The organism is Streptomyces sp. NPDC052114, from assembly GCF_040680155.1.
Classification (GTDB): Bacteria; Actinomycetota; Actinomycetes; order Streptomycetales; family Streptomycetaceae; genus Streptomyces.
Map to the genome: position 1 here is coordinate 114,202 of NZ_JBFAWC010000007.1, position 15,525 is coordinate 129,726.

At 68.7% G+C, this 15,525-nt stretch carries 14 protein-coding genes and 1 tRNA gene; 7 read left to right on the forward strand and 8 right to left on the reverse strand.

All coding sequences use genetic code 11. The features are described from left to right. The first annotated feature begins 3 nt into the window (after positions 1-3). The 4 genes from AB0L89_RS17270 to pknB all read left to right on the forward strand — a co-directional run bounded on the left by AB0L89_RS17270 (position 4) and on the right by pknB (position 6,625). The gene (locus AB0L89_RS17270; protein ID WP_365141385.1) at positions 4-1,545 is read left to right on the forward strand and encodes a Stp1/IreP family PP2C-type Ser/Thr phosphatase; all 1,542 of its coding nucleotides are present in this window, start codon (positions 4-6) and stop codon (positions 1,543-1,545) included. Positions 1,546-1,571: 26 nt separating this feature from the next. Next, the gene (locus AB0L89_RS17275; protein WP_365141388.1) at positions 1,572-2,993 is read left to right on the forward strand and encodes an FtsW/RodA/SpoVE family cell cycle protein; all 1,422 of its coding nucleotides are present in this window, start codon (positions 1,572-1,574) and stop codon (positions 2,991-2,993) included. Beyond that, positions 2,990-4,453, forward strand: a complete 1,464-nt coding sequence (locus tag AB0L89_RS17280) for a penicillin-binding protein 2 (RefSeq protein WP_365141391.1) — start codon at positions 2,990-2,992, stop codon at positions 4,451-4,453. The genes AB0L89_RS17275 and AB0L89_RS17280 overlap by 4 nt, the downstream gene beginning before the upstream one ends. 168 nt (positions 4,454-4,621) lie before the next feature. Then, a complete protein-coding gene (gene pknB, locus AB0L89_RS17285; protein ID WP_365141394.1) occupies positions 4,622-6,625 on the forward strand; it encodes a Stk1 family PASTA domain-containing Ser/Thr kinase in 2,004 nt (667 codons plus the stop codon). Positions 6,626-6,724: 99 nt separating this feature from the next. On the opposite strand, the gene AB0L89_RS17290 is transcribed toward pknB, so the two are convergent. The 5 genes from AB0L89_RS17290 to AB0L89_RS17310 all read right to left on the reverse strand — a co-directional run bounded on the left by AB0L89_RS17290 (position 6,725) and on the right by AB0L89_RS17310 (position 11,307). Further along, positions 6,725-7,465, reverse strand: coding sequence for a class E sortase (locus AB0L89_RS17290; protein WP_365141397.1), 741 nt, complete (start codon positions 7,463-7,465; stop codon positions 6,725-6,727). A gap of 24 nt (positions 7,466-7,489) precedes the next feature. Beyond that, positions 7,490-8,815: a class E sortase gene (locus AB0L89_RS17295; RefSeq protein WP_365142011.1), complete on the reverse strand. Its 1,326-nt coding sequence runs from the start codon at positions 8,813-8,815 to the stop codon at positions 7,490-7,492. 128 nt (positions 8,816-8,943) lie between these two features. Beyond that, a complete protein-coding gene (locus AB0L89_RS17300; RefSeq protein WP_365141400.1) occupies positions 8,944-9,603 on the reverse strand; it encodes an aminodeoxychorismate/anthranilate synthase component II in 660 nt (219 codons plus the stop codon). Positions 9,604-9,813: 210 nt separating this feature from the next. Continuing rightward, a complete protein-coding gene (locus AB0L89_RS17305; RefSeq protein WP_365142013.1) occupies positions 9,814-10,509 on the reverse strand; it encodes a class E sortase in 696 nt (231 codons plus the stop codon). Between the two features lie 27 nt (positions 10,510-10,536). Further along, on the reverse strand, positions 10,537-11,307 hold the full coding sequence (locus AB0L89_RS17310) for a DUF881 domain-containing protein (RefSeq protein WP_365141403.1): 771 nt from the start codon (positions 11,305-11,307) through the stop codon (positions 10,537-10,539). Positions 11,308-11,448: 141 nt separating this feature from the next. Here AB0L89_RS17310 and crgA point away from each other — a divergent pair, with 141 nt between their 5' ends. After that, on the forward strand, positions 11,449-11,706 hold the full coding sequence (crgA, locus tag AB0L89_RS17315) for a cell division protein CrgA (RefSeq protein WP_055701380.1): 258 nt from the start codon (positions 11,449-11,451) through the stop codon (positions 11,704-11,706). Between the two features lie 272 nt (positions 11,707-11,978). On the opposite strand, the gene AB0L89_RS17320 is transcribed toward crgA, so the two are convergent. Both AB0L89_RS17320 and AB0L89_RS17325 read right to left on the reverse strand, forming a co-directional pair. Further along, positions 11,979-12,875, reverse strand: a complete 897-nt coding sequence (locus AB0L89_RS17320) for a rhomboid family intramembrane serine protease (protein WP_365141406.1) — start codon at positions 12,873-12,875, stop codon at positions 11,979-11,981. A gap of 113 nt (positions 12,876-12,988) precedes the next feature. After that, positions 12,989-13,522 carry a peptidylprolyl isomerase gene (locus AB0L89_RS17325; RefSeq protein WP_365141409.1) on the reverse strand — a complete coding sequence of 178 codons (534 nt, stop codon included), beginning with the start codon at positions 13,520-13,522 and terminating at the stop codon, positions 12,989-12,991. A gap of 321 nt (positions 13,523-13,843) precedes the next feature. On the opposite strand from AB0L89_RS17325, the gene AB0L89_RS17330 reads away from it, so the two are divergent. After that, positions 13,844-14,554 (forward strand): DUF5324 family protein, encoded by a 711-nt coding sequence (locus tag AB0L89_RS17330; protein ID WP_365141412.1) that lies wholly within the window; start codon positions 13,844-13,846, stop codon positions 14,552-14,554. A 158-nt stretch (positions 14,555-14,712) separates the two neighbouring features. Here AB0L89_RS17330 and AB0L89_RS17335 read toward each other — a convergent pair. Continuing rightward, positions 14,713-14,785, reverse strand: a tRNA-Ala gene (locus tag AB0L89_RS17335). A gap of 182 nt (positions 14,786-14,967) precedes the next feature. Here AB0L89_RS17335 and AB0L89_RS17340 point away from each other — a divergent pair. Next, the gene (locus tag AB0L89_RS17340; protein WP_055563954.1) at positions 14,968-15,516 is read left to right on the forward strand and encodes a hypothetical protein; all 549 of its coding nucleotides are present in this window, start codon (positions 14,968-14,970) and stop codon (positions 15,514-15,516) included. Positions 15,517-15,525: the final 9 nt, after the last annotated feature.

A 15,525-nucleotide genomic window follows, 5' to 3' on the forward strand; every position in this document is an offset into this window, starting at 1 on the left:
CGCATGAGTCTGTCTTTGCGCTTCGCCGCCGGATCGCACAAAGGCATGATCCGGGAGGGGAACGAGGACTCCGGTTACGCCGGACCGCGTCTCCTCGCGATCGCCGACGGCATGGGGGGCCAGGCCGCGGGCGAGGTGGCGAGCTCCGAGGTCATCTCGACGCTCGTCACGCTCGACGACGACGTCCCGGGCTCGGACATCCTCACGTCGCTCGGCACGGCCGTGCAGCGGGCCAACGACCAGCTTCGGCTGATGGTCGAGGAGGACCCCCAGCTGGAGGGCATGGGCACCACGCTCACCGCCCTGCTGTGGACCGGCCAGCGCCTCGGCCTGGTGCACGTCGGCGACTCCCGCGCGTACCTCCTGCGGGACGGCGTCCTGACGCAGATCACGCAGGACCACACCTGGGTGCAGCGCCTGGTCGACGAGGGCCGCATCACCGAGGAAGAGGCCACCACGCACCCGCAGAGGTCCCTCCTCATGCGTGCGCTGGGCAGCGGCGACCACGTCGAGCCGGACCTCTCCATCCGCGAAGTCCGCGCCGGCGACCGGTACTTGATCTGCTCGGACGGCCTCTCCGGAGTCGTCTCGCACCAGACCATGGAGGACACCCTCGCCTCCTACCAGGGCCCGCAGGAGACCGTGCAGGAGCTGATCCAGCTCGCGCTGCGCGGCGGCGGCCCCGACAACATCACCGTGATCGTCGCCGACGTCCTGGACATCGACAGCGGCGACACCCTCGCGGGCCAGCTGTCCGACACCCCCGTGGTGGTCGGCGCGGTCGCCGAGAACCAGCTCCAGGCCCAGGACGACGGCGCCATGCAGACGCCCGCGGGCCGCGCGTCCGGGCTCGGCCGTCCAGTGCCGCCGCAGCCCTCCGGAGGCGGCTTCGGGCCGCCCGGGAGCGGCGACACCGCGGGCTATGTCCCCGAGGGCAGCTTCGGGGCGTACGACGACGAGGACTTCGTCAAGCCCCGCGGCGGCCGCAAGTGGCTCAAGAGATCGCTCTACTCCGTGCTGGCGCTCGCCGTCATCGGCGGCGGTCTCTACGGGGGCTACCGCTGGACGCAGACGCAGTACTACGTGGGCACGAAGGACGAGCACGTCGCCCTCTTCCGCGGCATCGACCAGGACCTGGCGTGGGTCAGCCTGTCGAAGGTCGAGAAGGACCACCCCGAGATCGAACTCAAGTACCTGCCGCCGTACCAGCGCAAGCAGGTCGAGGCCACCATCGCCGAGGGCAACCTCGACGAGGCCAAGGGCAAGATCGACGAGCTCGGTCTGCAGGCCTCCGCCTGCAAGAAGGACGCCGAGCGCCGCAAGGTCGAGCGCGAGAACAACGCCAAGACCGGCGAGGGCGAGGCGGGCGGCACGACCGGGCTGCGCGAGGCGCCGAACCCGAACCCGACCACCTCGCCGTCCGGCAAGAACGACGCGAACGACAAGACCGACAAGAACAAGTCCGAGACCGCACCGACTCCCACACCCGGCCCCAGCCTCTCCGAGGATGAGCAGAAGCTGGTCCCGCTGTGCGGTAAGCAGTAAGCAGCCGTTGGGGGCCCTTGCACGCCATGAGCAGTAGTACTACACACACGTCGACGATCGGCGCGATCGGTGCGCCGAGCCGGCGCAACACCGAGCTCGCGCTGCTCGCGTTCGCAGTCGTCATCCCGCTGTTCGCCTACATGAACGTGGGGCTGGCCCTCACCGGTGAGCTGCCCACGGGCATGCTCGGGTACGGCCTCGGCCTCGGCATGCTGGCCGGCGTCGGCCACATCGTCGTACGCAAGTTCGCCGCGTACGCGGATCCGTTGCTGCTGCCGCTCGCGACGCTGCTCAACGGCCTCGGCCTGGTCGTCGTCTGGCGACTCGACCAGTCGGAGAAGCTCCAGCAGCGCGCCGAGGCGCAGTTCGGCGCGTTCAGCCCGTCGGCGCCGAACCAGCTGATGTACTCCGCGATCGGTGTCGCCCTCTTCGTCGGTGTACTGCTCCTGCTCAAGGACCACCGCGTCCTGCAGCGCTACACGTACATCTCCATGGTCGGCGCCATCGTCCTGCTGCTCCTCCCGCTCGTGCCGGGCCTCGGCATGAACGTGTTCGGCGCCAAGATCTGGATCCGGGTCGGTGGTTTCTCCATCCAGCCCGGTGAGTTCGCGAAGATCGTCATCGCGATCTTCTTCGCCGGATATCTGATGGTGAAGCGGGACGCGCTCGCCCTGGCGAGCCGCCGCTTCATGGGCCTTTACCTGCCGCGCGGCCGCGACCTCGGCCCGATCATCGTCGTCTGGGCGATCTCGATCCTGATCCTGGTCTTCGAGACCGACCTCGGTACGTCGCTGCTGTTCTTCGGCATGTTCGTCGTGATGCTGTACGTCGCCACGGAGCGCACCAGCTGGATCGTGTTCGGTCTGCTGATGTCCGCCGTCGGCGCGGTCGGTGTGGCCTCGTTCGAGCCCCACGTGCAGCAGCGTGTGGACGCCTGGCTGAACCCGTTCGCCCCGGAGACGCTCGCCCAGACCGACCAGATCGCCCAGTCCCTGATGGCGTTCGGCTCCGGCGGCGTCCTCGGCACCGGCCTCGGCCAGGGCAACTCCGACCTCATCGGCTTCGCCGCCAACTCCGACTTCATCCTCGCCACCTTCGGCGAGGAGATGGGTCTGGCCGGCGTCATGGCGATCCTGCTCATCTACGGCCTGATCGTGGAGCGCGGCGTGCGCACGGCTCTCGCCGCCCGCGACCCGTTCGGCAAGCTCCTCGCGATCGGCCTCTCCGGAGCCTTCGCCATCCAGGTCTTCGTCGTCGCGGGCGGCGTCATGGGCCTGATCCCGCTCACGGGTATGACCATGCCCTTCCTGGCGTACGGCGGTTCCTCCGTCATCGCCAACTGGGCCCTGGTCGGCATCCTGATCCGGATCAGCGACACCGCGCGCCGCCCGGCCCCGTCGCCCGCCCCGAACCCCGACGCCGAAATGACCCAGGTGGTCCGACCGTGAACAAGCCCCTGCGCCGGATCGCGATCTTCTGCGGGCTGCTCGTCCTCGCCCTGCTCGCCCGGGACAACTGGCTCCAGTACGTCCAGGCGGACACCCTCGCCAAGCACGAGAAGAACCGCCGCGTCACCATCGAGCGCTACGCCCAGCCGCGCGGCGACATCATCGTCGACGGCAAGCCCATCACCGGCTCGAAGGCCACCCCGGGCAGCGACCTGAAGTACAAGCGCACCTGGAAGAACGGGGACATGTGGGCCCCCGTCACGGGTTACTCCTCGCAGCGCATCGGCGCCAGCCAGCTGGAGAACATCGACGACGGCATCCTCACCGGCAACGACGACCGGCTCTTCTTCCGCCGCACGCTCGACATGCTGACCGGCGAGAAGAAGGAGGGCGGCAATGTCGTCACCACCCTCAACTCCGCCGCGCAGAAGGCCGCGTACGACGGCCTGAAGAGCAAGGGCAAGGGCGCCGTCGCCGCGATCGACCCGTCGACCGGCGCGATCCTCGCGCTGGCCTCCACGCCGTCGTACGACCCGGGGACCTTCGCGGGCAACACCGACAAGGAAGCCCAGCACTTCCTCGACCTGGACAAGGACAAGGACAAGCCGCTGGTCAACCGCGCGCTGCGCGAGACCTACCCGCCCGGCTCCACCTTCAAGGTGGTCACGGCGGCGGCCGCCCTGGAGCACGGCCTCTACAGCAGCATCGACGAGAAGACGAAGTCGCCGCTGCCGTGGACGCTGCCGAACACGCAGACCCCGCTGAAGAACGAGAACAACATCCCCTGCAAGAACGTCTCGCTGCGTGAGGCGCTGCGCATCTCCTGCAACACCGTCTTCGGCAAGATCGGCTCCGATCTCGGCAAGGACAAGATGCTGGAGACGGCGAAGAAGTTCGGCTTCAACTCCGAGCAGTTCATCCCCGTCCGCTCCAACGCCTCCAACTTCCCCGAGGACATGGACAAGCCGCAGACCGCGCTGTCCTCCATCGGTCAGTTCGAGACGGCCACGACCCCGCTCCAGATGGCCATGGTCGCCTCCGCGATCGCCAATGACGGCACGCTCATGGAGCCGTACATGGTGAGCGAGCTCCAGGCCCGCAACCTCGACGTCATCGAGAAGCACTCGCCGAAGGAGATGAGCGAGCCGCTCTCGAAGGAGAACGCCCAGAAGCTCCAGCAGATGATGGAGACGGTCGTCAACGAGGGAACCGGAACCAACGCCAAGATCCCCGGCGTCACTGTCGGAGGAAAGACGGGTACGGCGCAGCACGGCGTCGCCAACAGCAAGAACCCGTACGCCTGGTTCATCTCGTACGCCAAGACGGACTCCGGTTCGCCGGTCGCCGTCGCCGTGGTCGTCGAGGACAGCGATGCCGACCGAGGTGACATCTCCGGTGGCGGACTCGCGGCGCCCATCGCCCGGGACGTGATGAAGGCAGTCATCGAAAGCAAGAAGTGACCCCCATCACGCTCCCTCCACATCGGTGCACGTTGCGGTACCGGTCCGGTATCGGGTGACGGTCGCGTCCGGGTCACGCAAGTCGAGCCGGGTACGGTATGCCCGGACAGCACACCGCCGGACCACACAACGGTGCGGTCGGGACCGACGGAGAGGGCTGGATTAGCTATGGAAGAGCCGCGTCGCCTCGGCGGCCGGTACGAGCTGGGCCAGGTGCTCGGCCGTGGTGGCATGGCCGAGGTGTACCTCGCGCACGACACCCGGCTCGGCCGCACCGTGGCGGTGAAGACGCTGCGGGTGGACCTCGCACGCGACCCGTCCTTCCAGGCCCGGTTCCGCCGTGAGGCCCAGTCGGCCGCCTCGCTCAACCACCCGGCGATCGTCGCGGTCTACGACACCGGCGAGGACTACGTCGACGGGGTCTCCATCCCGTACATCGTGATGGAGTACGTCGACGGCTCCACGCTGCGCGAGCTCCTGCACTCCGGCCGCAAGCTGCTGCCGGAGCGGGCCATGGAGATGACGATCGGCATCCTCCAGGCCCTGGAGTACTCGCACCGCAACGGCATCGTCCACCGCGACATCAAGCCGGCGAACGTCATGCTGACGCGCAACGGCCAGGTCAAGGTCATGGACTTCGGCATCGCGCGCGCGATGGGCGAGTCCGGCATGACGATGACGCAGACGGCCGCGGTCATCGGCACGGCGCAGTACCTCTCGCCGGAGCAGGCCAAGGGCGAGCAGGTCGACGCCCGCTCCGACCTCTACTCCACGGGCTGTCTGCTCTACGAGCTCCTGACGGTCCGCCCGCCGTTCGTCGGCGACTCCCCGGTGGCGGTCGCCTACCAGCACGTACGGGAAGAGCCCCAGGCCCCGAGCGTCTTCGACGGCGAGATCACGCCCGAGATGGACGCGATCGTCCTCAAGGCGCTCACGAAGGACCCGGACTACCGCTACCAGTCGGCCGACGAGATGCGCGCCGACATCGAGGCGTGCCTGGACGGCCAGCCCGTCGCGGCCACCGCCGCCATGGGCGCGGTCGGCTACGGCGGCCCGGACGACCAGCAGACGGCGATGCTGCGCCCGCAGAACGGCGGCCAGACGTCGATGATGCCGCCGGTCAACCCGGACGACGGCTACGGCTACGACGAGGGCCGCGGCCGCCGCCAGAAGAAGAGCAACGCGTCGACCTGGCTGCTGGTCCTCGCGGGCGTGCTGGTCCTGGTGGGCGCGATCCTCATCGGCAAGTGGGCGTTCAGCGGCGGTGGCGGGGACGACTCCACCAAGGCGCCGAACTTCGTGGGCGAGAAGCTCGATCGGGCCAAGGAGTCGGCCGAGAACGTCGGCCTCAAGCTGGAGATCGGCAAGCGCGAGCCGTGCGCGAAGTACCCGAAGGGTGTGGTCTGCGACCAGGACCCGGCGGCCGACTCCGAGATCAAGAAGGGCGAGACCGTCACGGTGACGGTGTCGACCGGCTCACCGAAGATCATGGTCCCGGACGTCCAGGGTCTGAGCTTCGACGAGGCCGAGAAGCTGCTCAACGACAAGGGCTTCTCGAACATCGAGCAGAAGACCGAGGAGTCCGACCGGACCGCGGGCAAGGTCATCGCCCAGGACCCGGAGGGCGACACCAAGGCGGAGAAGAGCGCGACCATCACGCTCACCGTCGCCAAGAAGAAGGCCCAGAGCACCGTCCCCAGCGTGGCCGGCAAGACCTGGGAAGAGGCCAAGCAGCAGATCGAGGCCAACGACCTCGTCGCGCAGCGCGAGGACGTGGCCAGCGAGGACGTCGAGGAGGGCAAGGTCATCCAGACCACGCCCACGGCCGGCAGCCCGGCCGACCCCGGCTCCACGGTCACCGTCCAGGTCGCCAAGAAGGCCGAAGAAGCCACTGTCCCGCCGCTGGCCGGACAGAAGCTCAAGGACGCCCGCAAGGCCATCGAGGACGCCGGTCTGACGGTCGGCACCATCACCGGCCCGCAGGACGACGACGCCCTCGTGGTCCTGCCGCAGCCCAACACCGGCGAGAAGGTCGCGCCCGGCTCGGCGGTCAACCTGACCACCGCGGGCGGCGGAGGCGGCAACGGCAACGGCGGAAACGGCGGTGAAGACGGCGGAGGCGGCGGCTTCATCGAGGGTGCCGGCGGCTGGGGCCGCCACAACGACGACTGACGCGCCCCACCCCGCCCGATCATGGGAGAGCCCCGGTACCGCTGAGCGGTACCGGGGCTCTCCCGTTCGTACGGTTGCTTCGAGCGGACGTCCTGCCGCTTACTTCAGCTCCGCCGGCGGCGTCCGCTTGTTGTCGACCTTCTCCACGCGCTCCAGCTCGCCCCAGACGATGTAGCGATAGTTCGAGGTGTAGACCGGCGTGCAGGTCGTCAGCGTGATGTAGCGGCCCGGCTTCTTCGCGCCCGATTCCTTGGGGACGGGGTCCAGGACCTTCACGTTGAACTTCGAGGTCTCGGGCAGCGTCGCGTACACCTTGTAGACGTACCACTTGTCCCGGGACTCGTAGACGATCGCGTCGCCCTTCTTGAGCTTGTCGATCTTGTGGAACTTCGCGCCGTGCCCGTCGCGGTGCGCGGCCAGCGTGAAGTTGCCTTCCTTGTCCTGGGGAAGGGCCGACTTGATCGGGTCCTTGTAGTAGCCGGCGACACCGTCGTTGAGGACCTTGCTGCTGGTGCCCTCCTTGACCAGGACCTCACCGTTGCCCATCGCGGGTACGTGCAGGAAGCCGATGCCGTCCTTGGTGTCGATGCTGCCGGGGCCGCCCGCCCAGCGGTCGCGCACGCGGTCGCCCTGCCGGTGCGCCTCGCGGTCCGCTATGACGTTGGTCCACCAGAGCGAGTAGACGACGAACAGGCCGAGCACCAGGCCCGCGGTGATGAGGAGTTCGCCGAAGACGCTGACGGCCGTGGCGACGGGACCGCGGCCCCGCCTCCGTGGCGCAGGCTCGGACGCGGGCGACGCGTCGGCCTGCTTCTCGTCGTGGTCGGTGGTGGCTGCCACTGGATCTGCCCCGTTCTCACACTTCTAGTTGACGAGCGCGCTCGGCTTTCCCTTGCTGCGCGGCCGTTCCTCGACCATCTTGCCCCAGACGATCATTCGATACTTACTCGTGAATTCCGGGGTGCAGGTGGTCAGTGTGATGTACCGACCGGGTTTCGTGAAGCCGGAACCGGGCGGAACGGGGCCGATCACACGGGTGTTGCCGGGGCTCGTCTGCGGCAGGATGCTCGCCATCTTGTAGACGAAGTACTTGTCCTGCGTCTCTACGACGATCGGGTCGCCCGGCTCCAGACGGTTGATGTACCGGAACGGCTCGCCGTGGGTGTTGCGGTGGCCCGCGACCGCGAAGTTCCCCTGCTTGGCGTCCGGCATCGGGGTCTTGGTGGCGCCCTCGTTGTAGTGGCCGACCATGCCGCGGTCGAGGACCTTCTGCTTGTCGATGCCCTCGGCGACCGGCACGACCACGTCGAGGCGCGGGATGTGCAGCAGCGCGAATCCCTGGCCGGGCTCGAAGGCGCCGGGCTTGCCCTTGCCCTTCGCCCAGCTCTCCTGGAGGTCGTGGGCGGCGCCGTCCGCCTGCTGCTGGGCCCGGATGTTCGTCCACCACAGCTGGTAGGTGACGAACAGAAGCATCAGGACGCCGACGGTGATGAAGACTTCGCCGAGCCCCCTGCTGATGACCGCGCCGGGCGACGGCCTGCGGGCACGCTCCGCGCGACGGGCCTCAAGGCGGGAGAGGGGCGCACCCTGCCGGGGCTCCGTGGGATGCGACTCCGTGGGGCGCGTCGACTCCGTGGGGCGCGCGCCGCCCTTCTTGGCGGCCTTGCGGCGCGCCGCGCGGCCCTCCGTGGGCCGGTCGGGGGCCGGCTCGGCTATGCGGCGGGTGTCCTCGGTCCGCAGCGCCACGGTCTCGTCGTCGGGTATCGGCTCGGGCGCGGGCCGTTCGGGGGCGTACGCGCCGTACAGCTGCTCGTACGTGGGCTCGGCAGTCTCCTGGGACTGCGGCTGGGACTGCGGCTGCGGCTGCGGCTGCGGCTGCGGCTGCGGCTGCGGCTGCGGCTGCGGCTGGGATTGATCCCCGTACCAGTCCCGGGCATACCCCGCGGGGTCGTACCACTCCTCTTCCTGAAGTGCCGCAGGCACCGCGGGCCCTTCAGGCACCCGAGGCGCCTCAGGCACGGGAAGCCCCTGAGACCCCTGAGGCACGGCCTGCCGCGGCTCCGAAGCCGTGGCTTGCGGCGGCTCCGCGGGACCGCTGCGGAACCACGGCGAAGGATGCTGCCCCGGCAGGGGATCGGTCAGCGGGTCGGCCAGGTCATCGACGGCCGCCTCCAGCGCGCCGCCCTGCAGCCCGCCGCCCTCCGACGCGCCGTTCCCCGGTGCTCCGGCGCCCCCGGAGGCGACGCCACCACCGTCCCCGTACGCGTCACTCGCGTCGTACGGAGCTCCGGAGGAGTCGCGCTCGGGGCGCAGGGCGGTCACGCCGTGGCCCTGCCCACCACCGGGGCGAGCCCGCTCGACCGTGCCACGGCCCCCTTGTCGCCGCACTCCACCAGCCAGTTGGCGAGCATCAGATGGCCGTGCTCGGTCAGCACCGACTCGGGGTGGAACTGGACGCCCTCGACCGGAAGTTCACGGTGTCGCAGGCCCATGATGATGCCGTCCTCCGTGCGCGCGGTGACCTCGAGGTCCGCCGGGACGGTGGCGGGCTCGGCGGCCAGCGAGTGGTAGCGGGTCGCGGTGAACGGCGACGGCAGCCCCGCGAAGACGCCCTTGCCCTCGTGGCGTACGAGGGAGGTCTTGCCGTGCAGCAGCTCCGGGGCGCGGTCCACCACACCGCCGTACGCCACCGCCATCGACTGCATGCCGAGGCAGACGCCGAAGACGGGCACACCGGTGGCGGCGCAGTGGCGCACCATCTCGACGCAGACGCCCGCCTGCTCCGGGGTGCCGGGGCCCGGCGAGAGCAGGACGCCGTCGAAGCCGTCCTGGGCGTGCCGGAGCTCGACCTCGTCGTTGCGCACGACCTCGCACTCGGCGCCCAGCTGGTAGAGGTACTGGACGAGGTTGAAGACGAAGCTGTCGTAGTTGTCCACGACCAGGACGCGGGTGCGGCCGCCGCCGCTCGCGGTGCTCACTGGCCGTCCACGGTGACGTCGTTGAAGGGCAGCAGCGGCTCGGCCCACGGAAACACGTACTGGAAGAGCACGTAGACCACCGCGAGGATGAGCAGCAGCGAAATCAGCGCCCTCACCCATGCGTTTCCCGGCAGATGCCGCCAGATCCAGCCGTACATGCCGTCCCTTCCGTCGCGTACGGCCAGGCCTCCCGCGCCGTACGGCACCAGACTAACGGCGCAGTGCCTCCGGTTTCCCGGCCTCCACAGGCTGCGTGGCATCCAAATGCGCCCAGACGATCAGCCGGTGACTGTGGCCCCACTCTGGTTCACAGGTCGTAAGGGTGAGGTAACGCCCCGGGCCGTCATAGCCGGATTTGCGCGGCACGGGATCAATGACACCGATGTCGCCGGGGAGCGTCTTGTAGGGCTTCTTGTCGATGCGGTACGTGAACCAGGTCGCGCCGTCGGTCAGGACGACGGGGTCGCCGGGGCGCAGCTCGGGGAAGTCCTTGAAGGGGTCGCCGTAGGTGCGCCGGTGGCCGGCCACGGAGAAGTTGCCCTTCTGCCCGAGCTGGGCGGTGGAGGCGTAGTGGCCGAGGCCCTTCTTGAGCACCTCGGCGCCGGTGCCCTGGAGCACGGGCTTGTTCCACGTGAAACCGAACCGCGGGATGTACATGACGGCGAAGGGCTTGCCGTCCTTGTAGGGGGCGGGCTTGTCCGGGGATTCGTCGACGGCGTCACCGCCACCGTTCGTCCCCGCGGGCACGGAGCCCTGCGCCCAGCGGTCCTGGAGCTCGTCGATCTGGCTGTCCATGGCGCTGTCGGCCTTCACGCCGGTCCAGAACAGGACGTACACCACGAAGAGCACGATCAACGTGCCGACGGTGATGCACAGTTCGCTGAACGTCCTGACGAGCACACGCACCGACACAGGACGGCCCCTCCCTGGGTGCTACTCCACGGGCTTCGCGTAGTGGAGATCCACTGTGCCCGAGTAGCCGGGAAGAGTCACCGCCCCGTCGTCGTCGACTTTCCAGCCGAGCCCGTAGGCGTTGACGTACAGCATGTAGTTCTGGATCTCGGGAGAGGCGGCGAGGGCGCTCTTGAGCTGGTCGGGGTCGCCGACCGCGGTCACCTTGTACGGCGGGGAGTAGACGCGGCCCTGGAGGATCAGGGTGTTGCCGACGCAGCGCACGGCGCTGGTGGAGATCAGGCGCTGGTCCATGACCTTGATCCCCTTGGCGCCGCCCTGCCAGAGGGCGTTGACCACGGCCTGGAGGTCCTGCTGGTGGATGACCAGGTCGTTCGGCTGGGGCTCGGGGTAGCCGGGGAGCTTGGCACTGGCGTCGGGCGGGGCGTCCGCGAGGGTGACCGTGACCGCCTTGCCGCTGAGCTTCTTGGTGCCGGCGTTCTTCTCCAGCGCCTTGAGCCGGGCGTCGTCCGCCTTGGTGCTGCCGTTGTCGCGCTGGGCGAGCGATTCGACGTCGTCCCGGAGCGAGCCGTTGGACTCGTCGAGCTCGCCGTTCTTGTGGCTGCGCTCTTGGATGAGGTCGGAGAGCTTCAGCAGGGAGGCATCCGTACGGATGTTGGTGCCCTTGGCCGTGTTGAAACTCGTGAAGAAGATCAACCCGGCGAGCGCGAAAACCGCACCCGTAAGCACCCGAACCGGACGCCATCGGGGGCGACGACCGGCACCTTTGTGGGAGTCGGCAGAATTGCTCAACGTACCCTTATCTCCTTCAGCGCCGCGGAAGCACTACGCTAACGGACGCCCGGGGGAGGCCTCAGCTCCCCGCAGCGTCCGCCCGGCGCCAGACCACAGTTACCTGCGCGGCCACGCAGCGCATCGACAGGAGAGACCCTCGTGCCGAAGTCACGTATCCGCAAGAAGGCAGACGACTACACGCCGCCGCCCTCGAAGAAGGCGACGAACATCAAGCTGACGAACCGCAGCTGGGTGGCCCCGGTGATGCTGGCGATGTTCATCATCGGGCTCGCCTGGATCGTCGTCTTCTACGTCACGGACGGCAAGCTGCCGATCGACCCGCTGGGCAACTGGAACATCGTGGTCGGCTTCGGCTTCATCGCGGCGGGCTTCGGCGTCTCCACCCAGTGGAAGTAGCCCCCGTTCCACGGGAGTGTCCACCGGAGTACCGGCACCGCCACGCGCAAGCCTTGCCCTGAGTTATCCACAGCGCTATCCACATGGGGAAAAGGTCTGAAGATCTGTGGATAACTCTCAGCCGGTTGACGCCGGTGTGACTGACCCACCGGATCTCTGTTCGTGCCACGCCCCTTGTCCTTCCTGGGGAAACCCAGGTCAGGGACAAGGGGCACGGTTGTTCCCCACAGGATGCACAAGATCCACCACACGCTGTGGACAACGTGGGTACGTCAGGTGAGCTGCCCGGTCCTGATGACGACCATGACCACAGCCGCGACGAGCACCAGTGCACAACTGCCGAACTGGATGAGACTCCGCCGCTCGCGGGGCGCGTGCACCATCGCGTAGCCGACGATGATGCCGCCGACGAGGCCGCCGATGTGGGCCTGCCACGAGATGTTGGGCCAGAAGGCCGTGATCACCAGGTTGATCGCCAGGAGTGCGATGACCGGCCGCATGTCGTAGTTCAGCCGCCGCATCAGGATGGCGGTCGCGCCGAACAGACCGAAGATCGCGCCGGAGGCACCGAGCGAGGGCTGGTTCGGCTCCGCGAGGAGATACGTCAGCGCACTGCCGGCGAGCCCCGACGCCATGTACAGCGCCAGGAAGCGGGCACGGCCGAGCGCCGCTTCGAGCGGACCGCCGATCCACCACAGGCTGAGCATGTTGAGGGCGATGTGCATGATGCTGCTGTGCAGGAACATCGCCGTCACCAGGCGATACCACTGCCCCTCGGCGACGCCTTCGACCGAACCGAGCTCCGGCACGAAGGCCCGCCCGAGCATGTCGTACTGATCGGTGAAGCGGTCCCCGACCGTCAGCTGCACCAGGAACAGGGCGAGGTTCAGCCCGACAAGGATCTTCGTGACCAGCCGCGGGTCGGCGGTGATCGCGCCGCCCGCCATCGTGCGCGGCTGGTTGGCCGCCGGCGCGTGACCGGTGCCCGAGCCGCCGCGGACGCAGTCCGGGCACTGGAAGCCGACCGAGGCGCTGATCATGCACTCGGGGCAGATGGGCCGCTCGCAGCGCGTACAGGTGATGCCGGTCTCACGGTCCGGATGCCGGTAGCAGCCGGGCAGGCCCGATGCACCCTGCGGCTCCTGCGGGCTGCCTGGCACCTGGTCCATGGGGTCCCCTCAATCTCCGTACGAAGGCACAGTGACGGCACACGTGGCAACGCACCGCCCCGCCCTTCCTTACGGACGGGCGGGGCGGTTTTGTTCCCTCGCGAATACGCAGGTCAGGCGTCGCGGGTCTCGATGACCACGGACTCGATGACCACGTCGTTGACCGGACGGTCGGTGCGCGGGTTGGTCTGGGTGGTCGCGATGGCGTCCACGACCTTCTGGCTGGCCGCGTCGGTGACCTCGCCGAAGATGGTGTGCTTACGGGTCAGCCACGCGGTCGGCGACACAGTCACGAAGAACTGCGAGCCGTTCGTGCCCGGACCTGCGTTGGCCATGGCCAGCAGGTAGGGCTTGTCAAAGGCGAGGTCCGGGTGGAACTCGTCCTCGAACTCGTAGCCCGGACCACCGGTGCCGTTGCCCAGCGGGTCGCCGCCCTGGATCATGAAGCCACTGATCACGCGGTGGAAGACGGTGCCGTCGTACAGGCGGTCCGAGGTCTTCTTGCCGGTCGCGGGGTGGACCCACTCGCGCTCGCCCTGAGCGAGCTCAACAAAGTTCTTGACCGTCTTGGGCGCGTGGTTCGGCAGGAGCCGGACCACGATGTCGCCCTGGTTGGTCTTCAGGGTGGCGTAAAGCTGCTCAGCCACGATCTGCCTTCCGTTGTCTTCTGTGACCCCCCGATCCTCGCACGGACCGGATTGGGACGAGTAGCCACCGAGTGGGCGCGCGCCGAAGGGATCCGTGGCATTGTCGGCCAAGAGCGCTTCTTGCACCGATTCGATCGCATTGAACGGGGGCAGGCGATCCATCGGGCTGAGCAAAGACAAGCCGTGATCACAGAACGGCCGGAGTCCGTGTTCTCGTGACCCGGATGCCCGCCCGCGCATGCCTCGGAGCGATCCGGAAGGCATGATCCCTGAAAGGGTGGAAAGGTGACATACCTATACGCCACCGAGGAGGAGGATCCCGTGACCCGCATCGACAGCGTGCGCGCCGCGACCGGCTCGGCGAAGGACAGCGTCCGGCACGCCGCGGAGGCGGTGGCCCCCTATGCCGGCACGGCCAAGGACCAGGCAACGCACTACGCGCACGAGATGCGCGCGCGTCTGGCGCCCAAGGTGTCGCAGGCCGCGCACCAGGCCGCCGAGCAGGCCCGTGTCCAGTACGGCGCGCATGTCGCCCCCCGCGTCGAGCAGGCGCGCACCCACGTGCCGCCGAAGGTCGACCACGCCGCGCACGAGGCCGCTGTCCGTACCCGTAAGGCCGCTCGCCAGGCCGCCGAGTACTCCAGGCCCCGCATCGAGCACGCGGTCGCCGCCGCGCAGCCCGTCCGCGAGGAGGCCGCTTCCCGTGGCACGGCGGCCCTCGCCGCGCTGCGCGGTCAGGTCTCGCCGAAGGAGATCCAGCGGCTGGCCCGCAAGCACGAACGCCGGGCCAGGGCGGCCCGCCTCGCCAAGGGACTCGCCGTGGCCGGCATCCTCGCCGCGGGCGCCATCGCCGCCTGGAAGTGGTGGGACAAGCAGGCCAACCCGGACTGGCTGGTCGAGCCGCCCGCGGCCACGGAGGTCCCGGACCGCACGCCGCTGACCTCCGTCGACGGCAGCGGCCAGTCGTCCCTCGACCCCGAGGTCCAGGCCAAGCAGGCCGAGGCCGAGGCCGCCGACCGCGACGAACACTGACCCGAGCCCGGACAGGCCCGCACAGCACGACGACGTGGGGCGGAGGACCTTCTGGTCCTCCGCCCCACGTCGTTTCACGTGAAACGACGGCCCCTCCCCGGGACACAAAAAAGCTCCTCCGCCCTACGTTTCCGCAGGTTGGAGGAGCTTTTGTGCTGTGGAGCCTAGGGGAGTCGAACCCCTGACATCTGCCATGCAAAGACAGCGCTCTACCAACTGAGCTAAGGCCCCGTGAACGATGCGTCGGACCGGAAGAATCACCTCCCGGCGTGCATCGCAGACCAGAGTACCGGGTCTCCCCCCGGATCTCGCAAAAGGATTGGGGGTCCCGGTCCACGACCACGCTCCGTAAGATGCTCGACGTGGTTCGCGGCAGCGAACCGCGGTCTTAGGGGAAGCGATGGGGAGACGCAATGGACGCCGCACAGCAGGACACCACCGCGAGAGCACGGGAGCTCCAGCGGAACTGGTACGGAGAGCCGCTGGGGGCGCTCTTCCGTCGCCTCATCGATGATCTGGGCCTGAACCAGGCCCGCCTCGCCGGAGTCCTCGGCCTTTCCGCGCCCATGCTCTCCCAGCTGATGAGCGGTCAGCGGGCCAAGATCGGCAACCCCGCCGTCGTCCAGCGCGTCCAGCTCCTCCAGGAACTGGCGGGCCAGGTCGCCGACGGCAGCGTCAGCGCCGCCGAGGCCACCGACCGCATGGACGAGATCAAGAAGTCCCAGGGCGGCTCCGTCCTGACCAACACCTCGCAGACGGCGACCAGTTCGGGCGCGCCCACCGTCAAGCGCGTGGTGCGCGAGATCCAGTCCCTGCTGCGCTCCGTCGCGGCGGCCGGCGACATCATCGATGCCGCGGACTCCCTCGCCCCCACCCACCCGGAACTGGCAGAGTTCCTCCGGGTGTACGGCGCCGGGCGCACCGCGGACGCGGTCGCCCACTACGAGGCGCACCAGAGCTGAGCCGTCGAC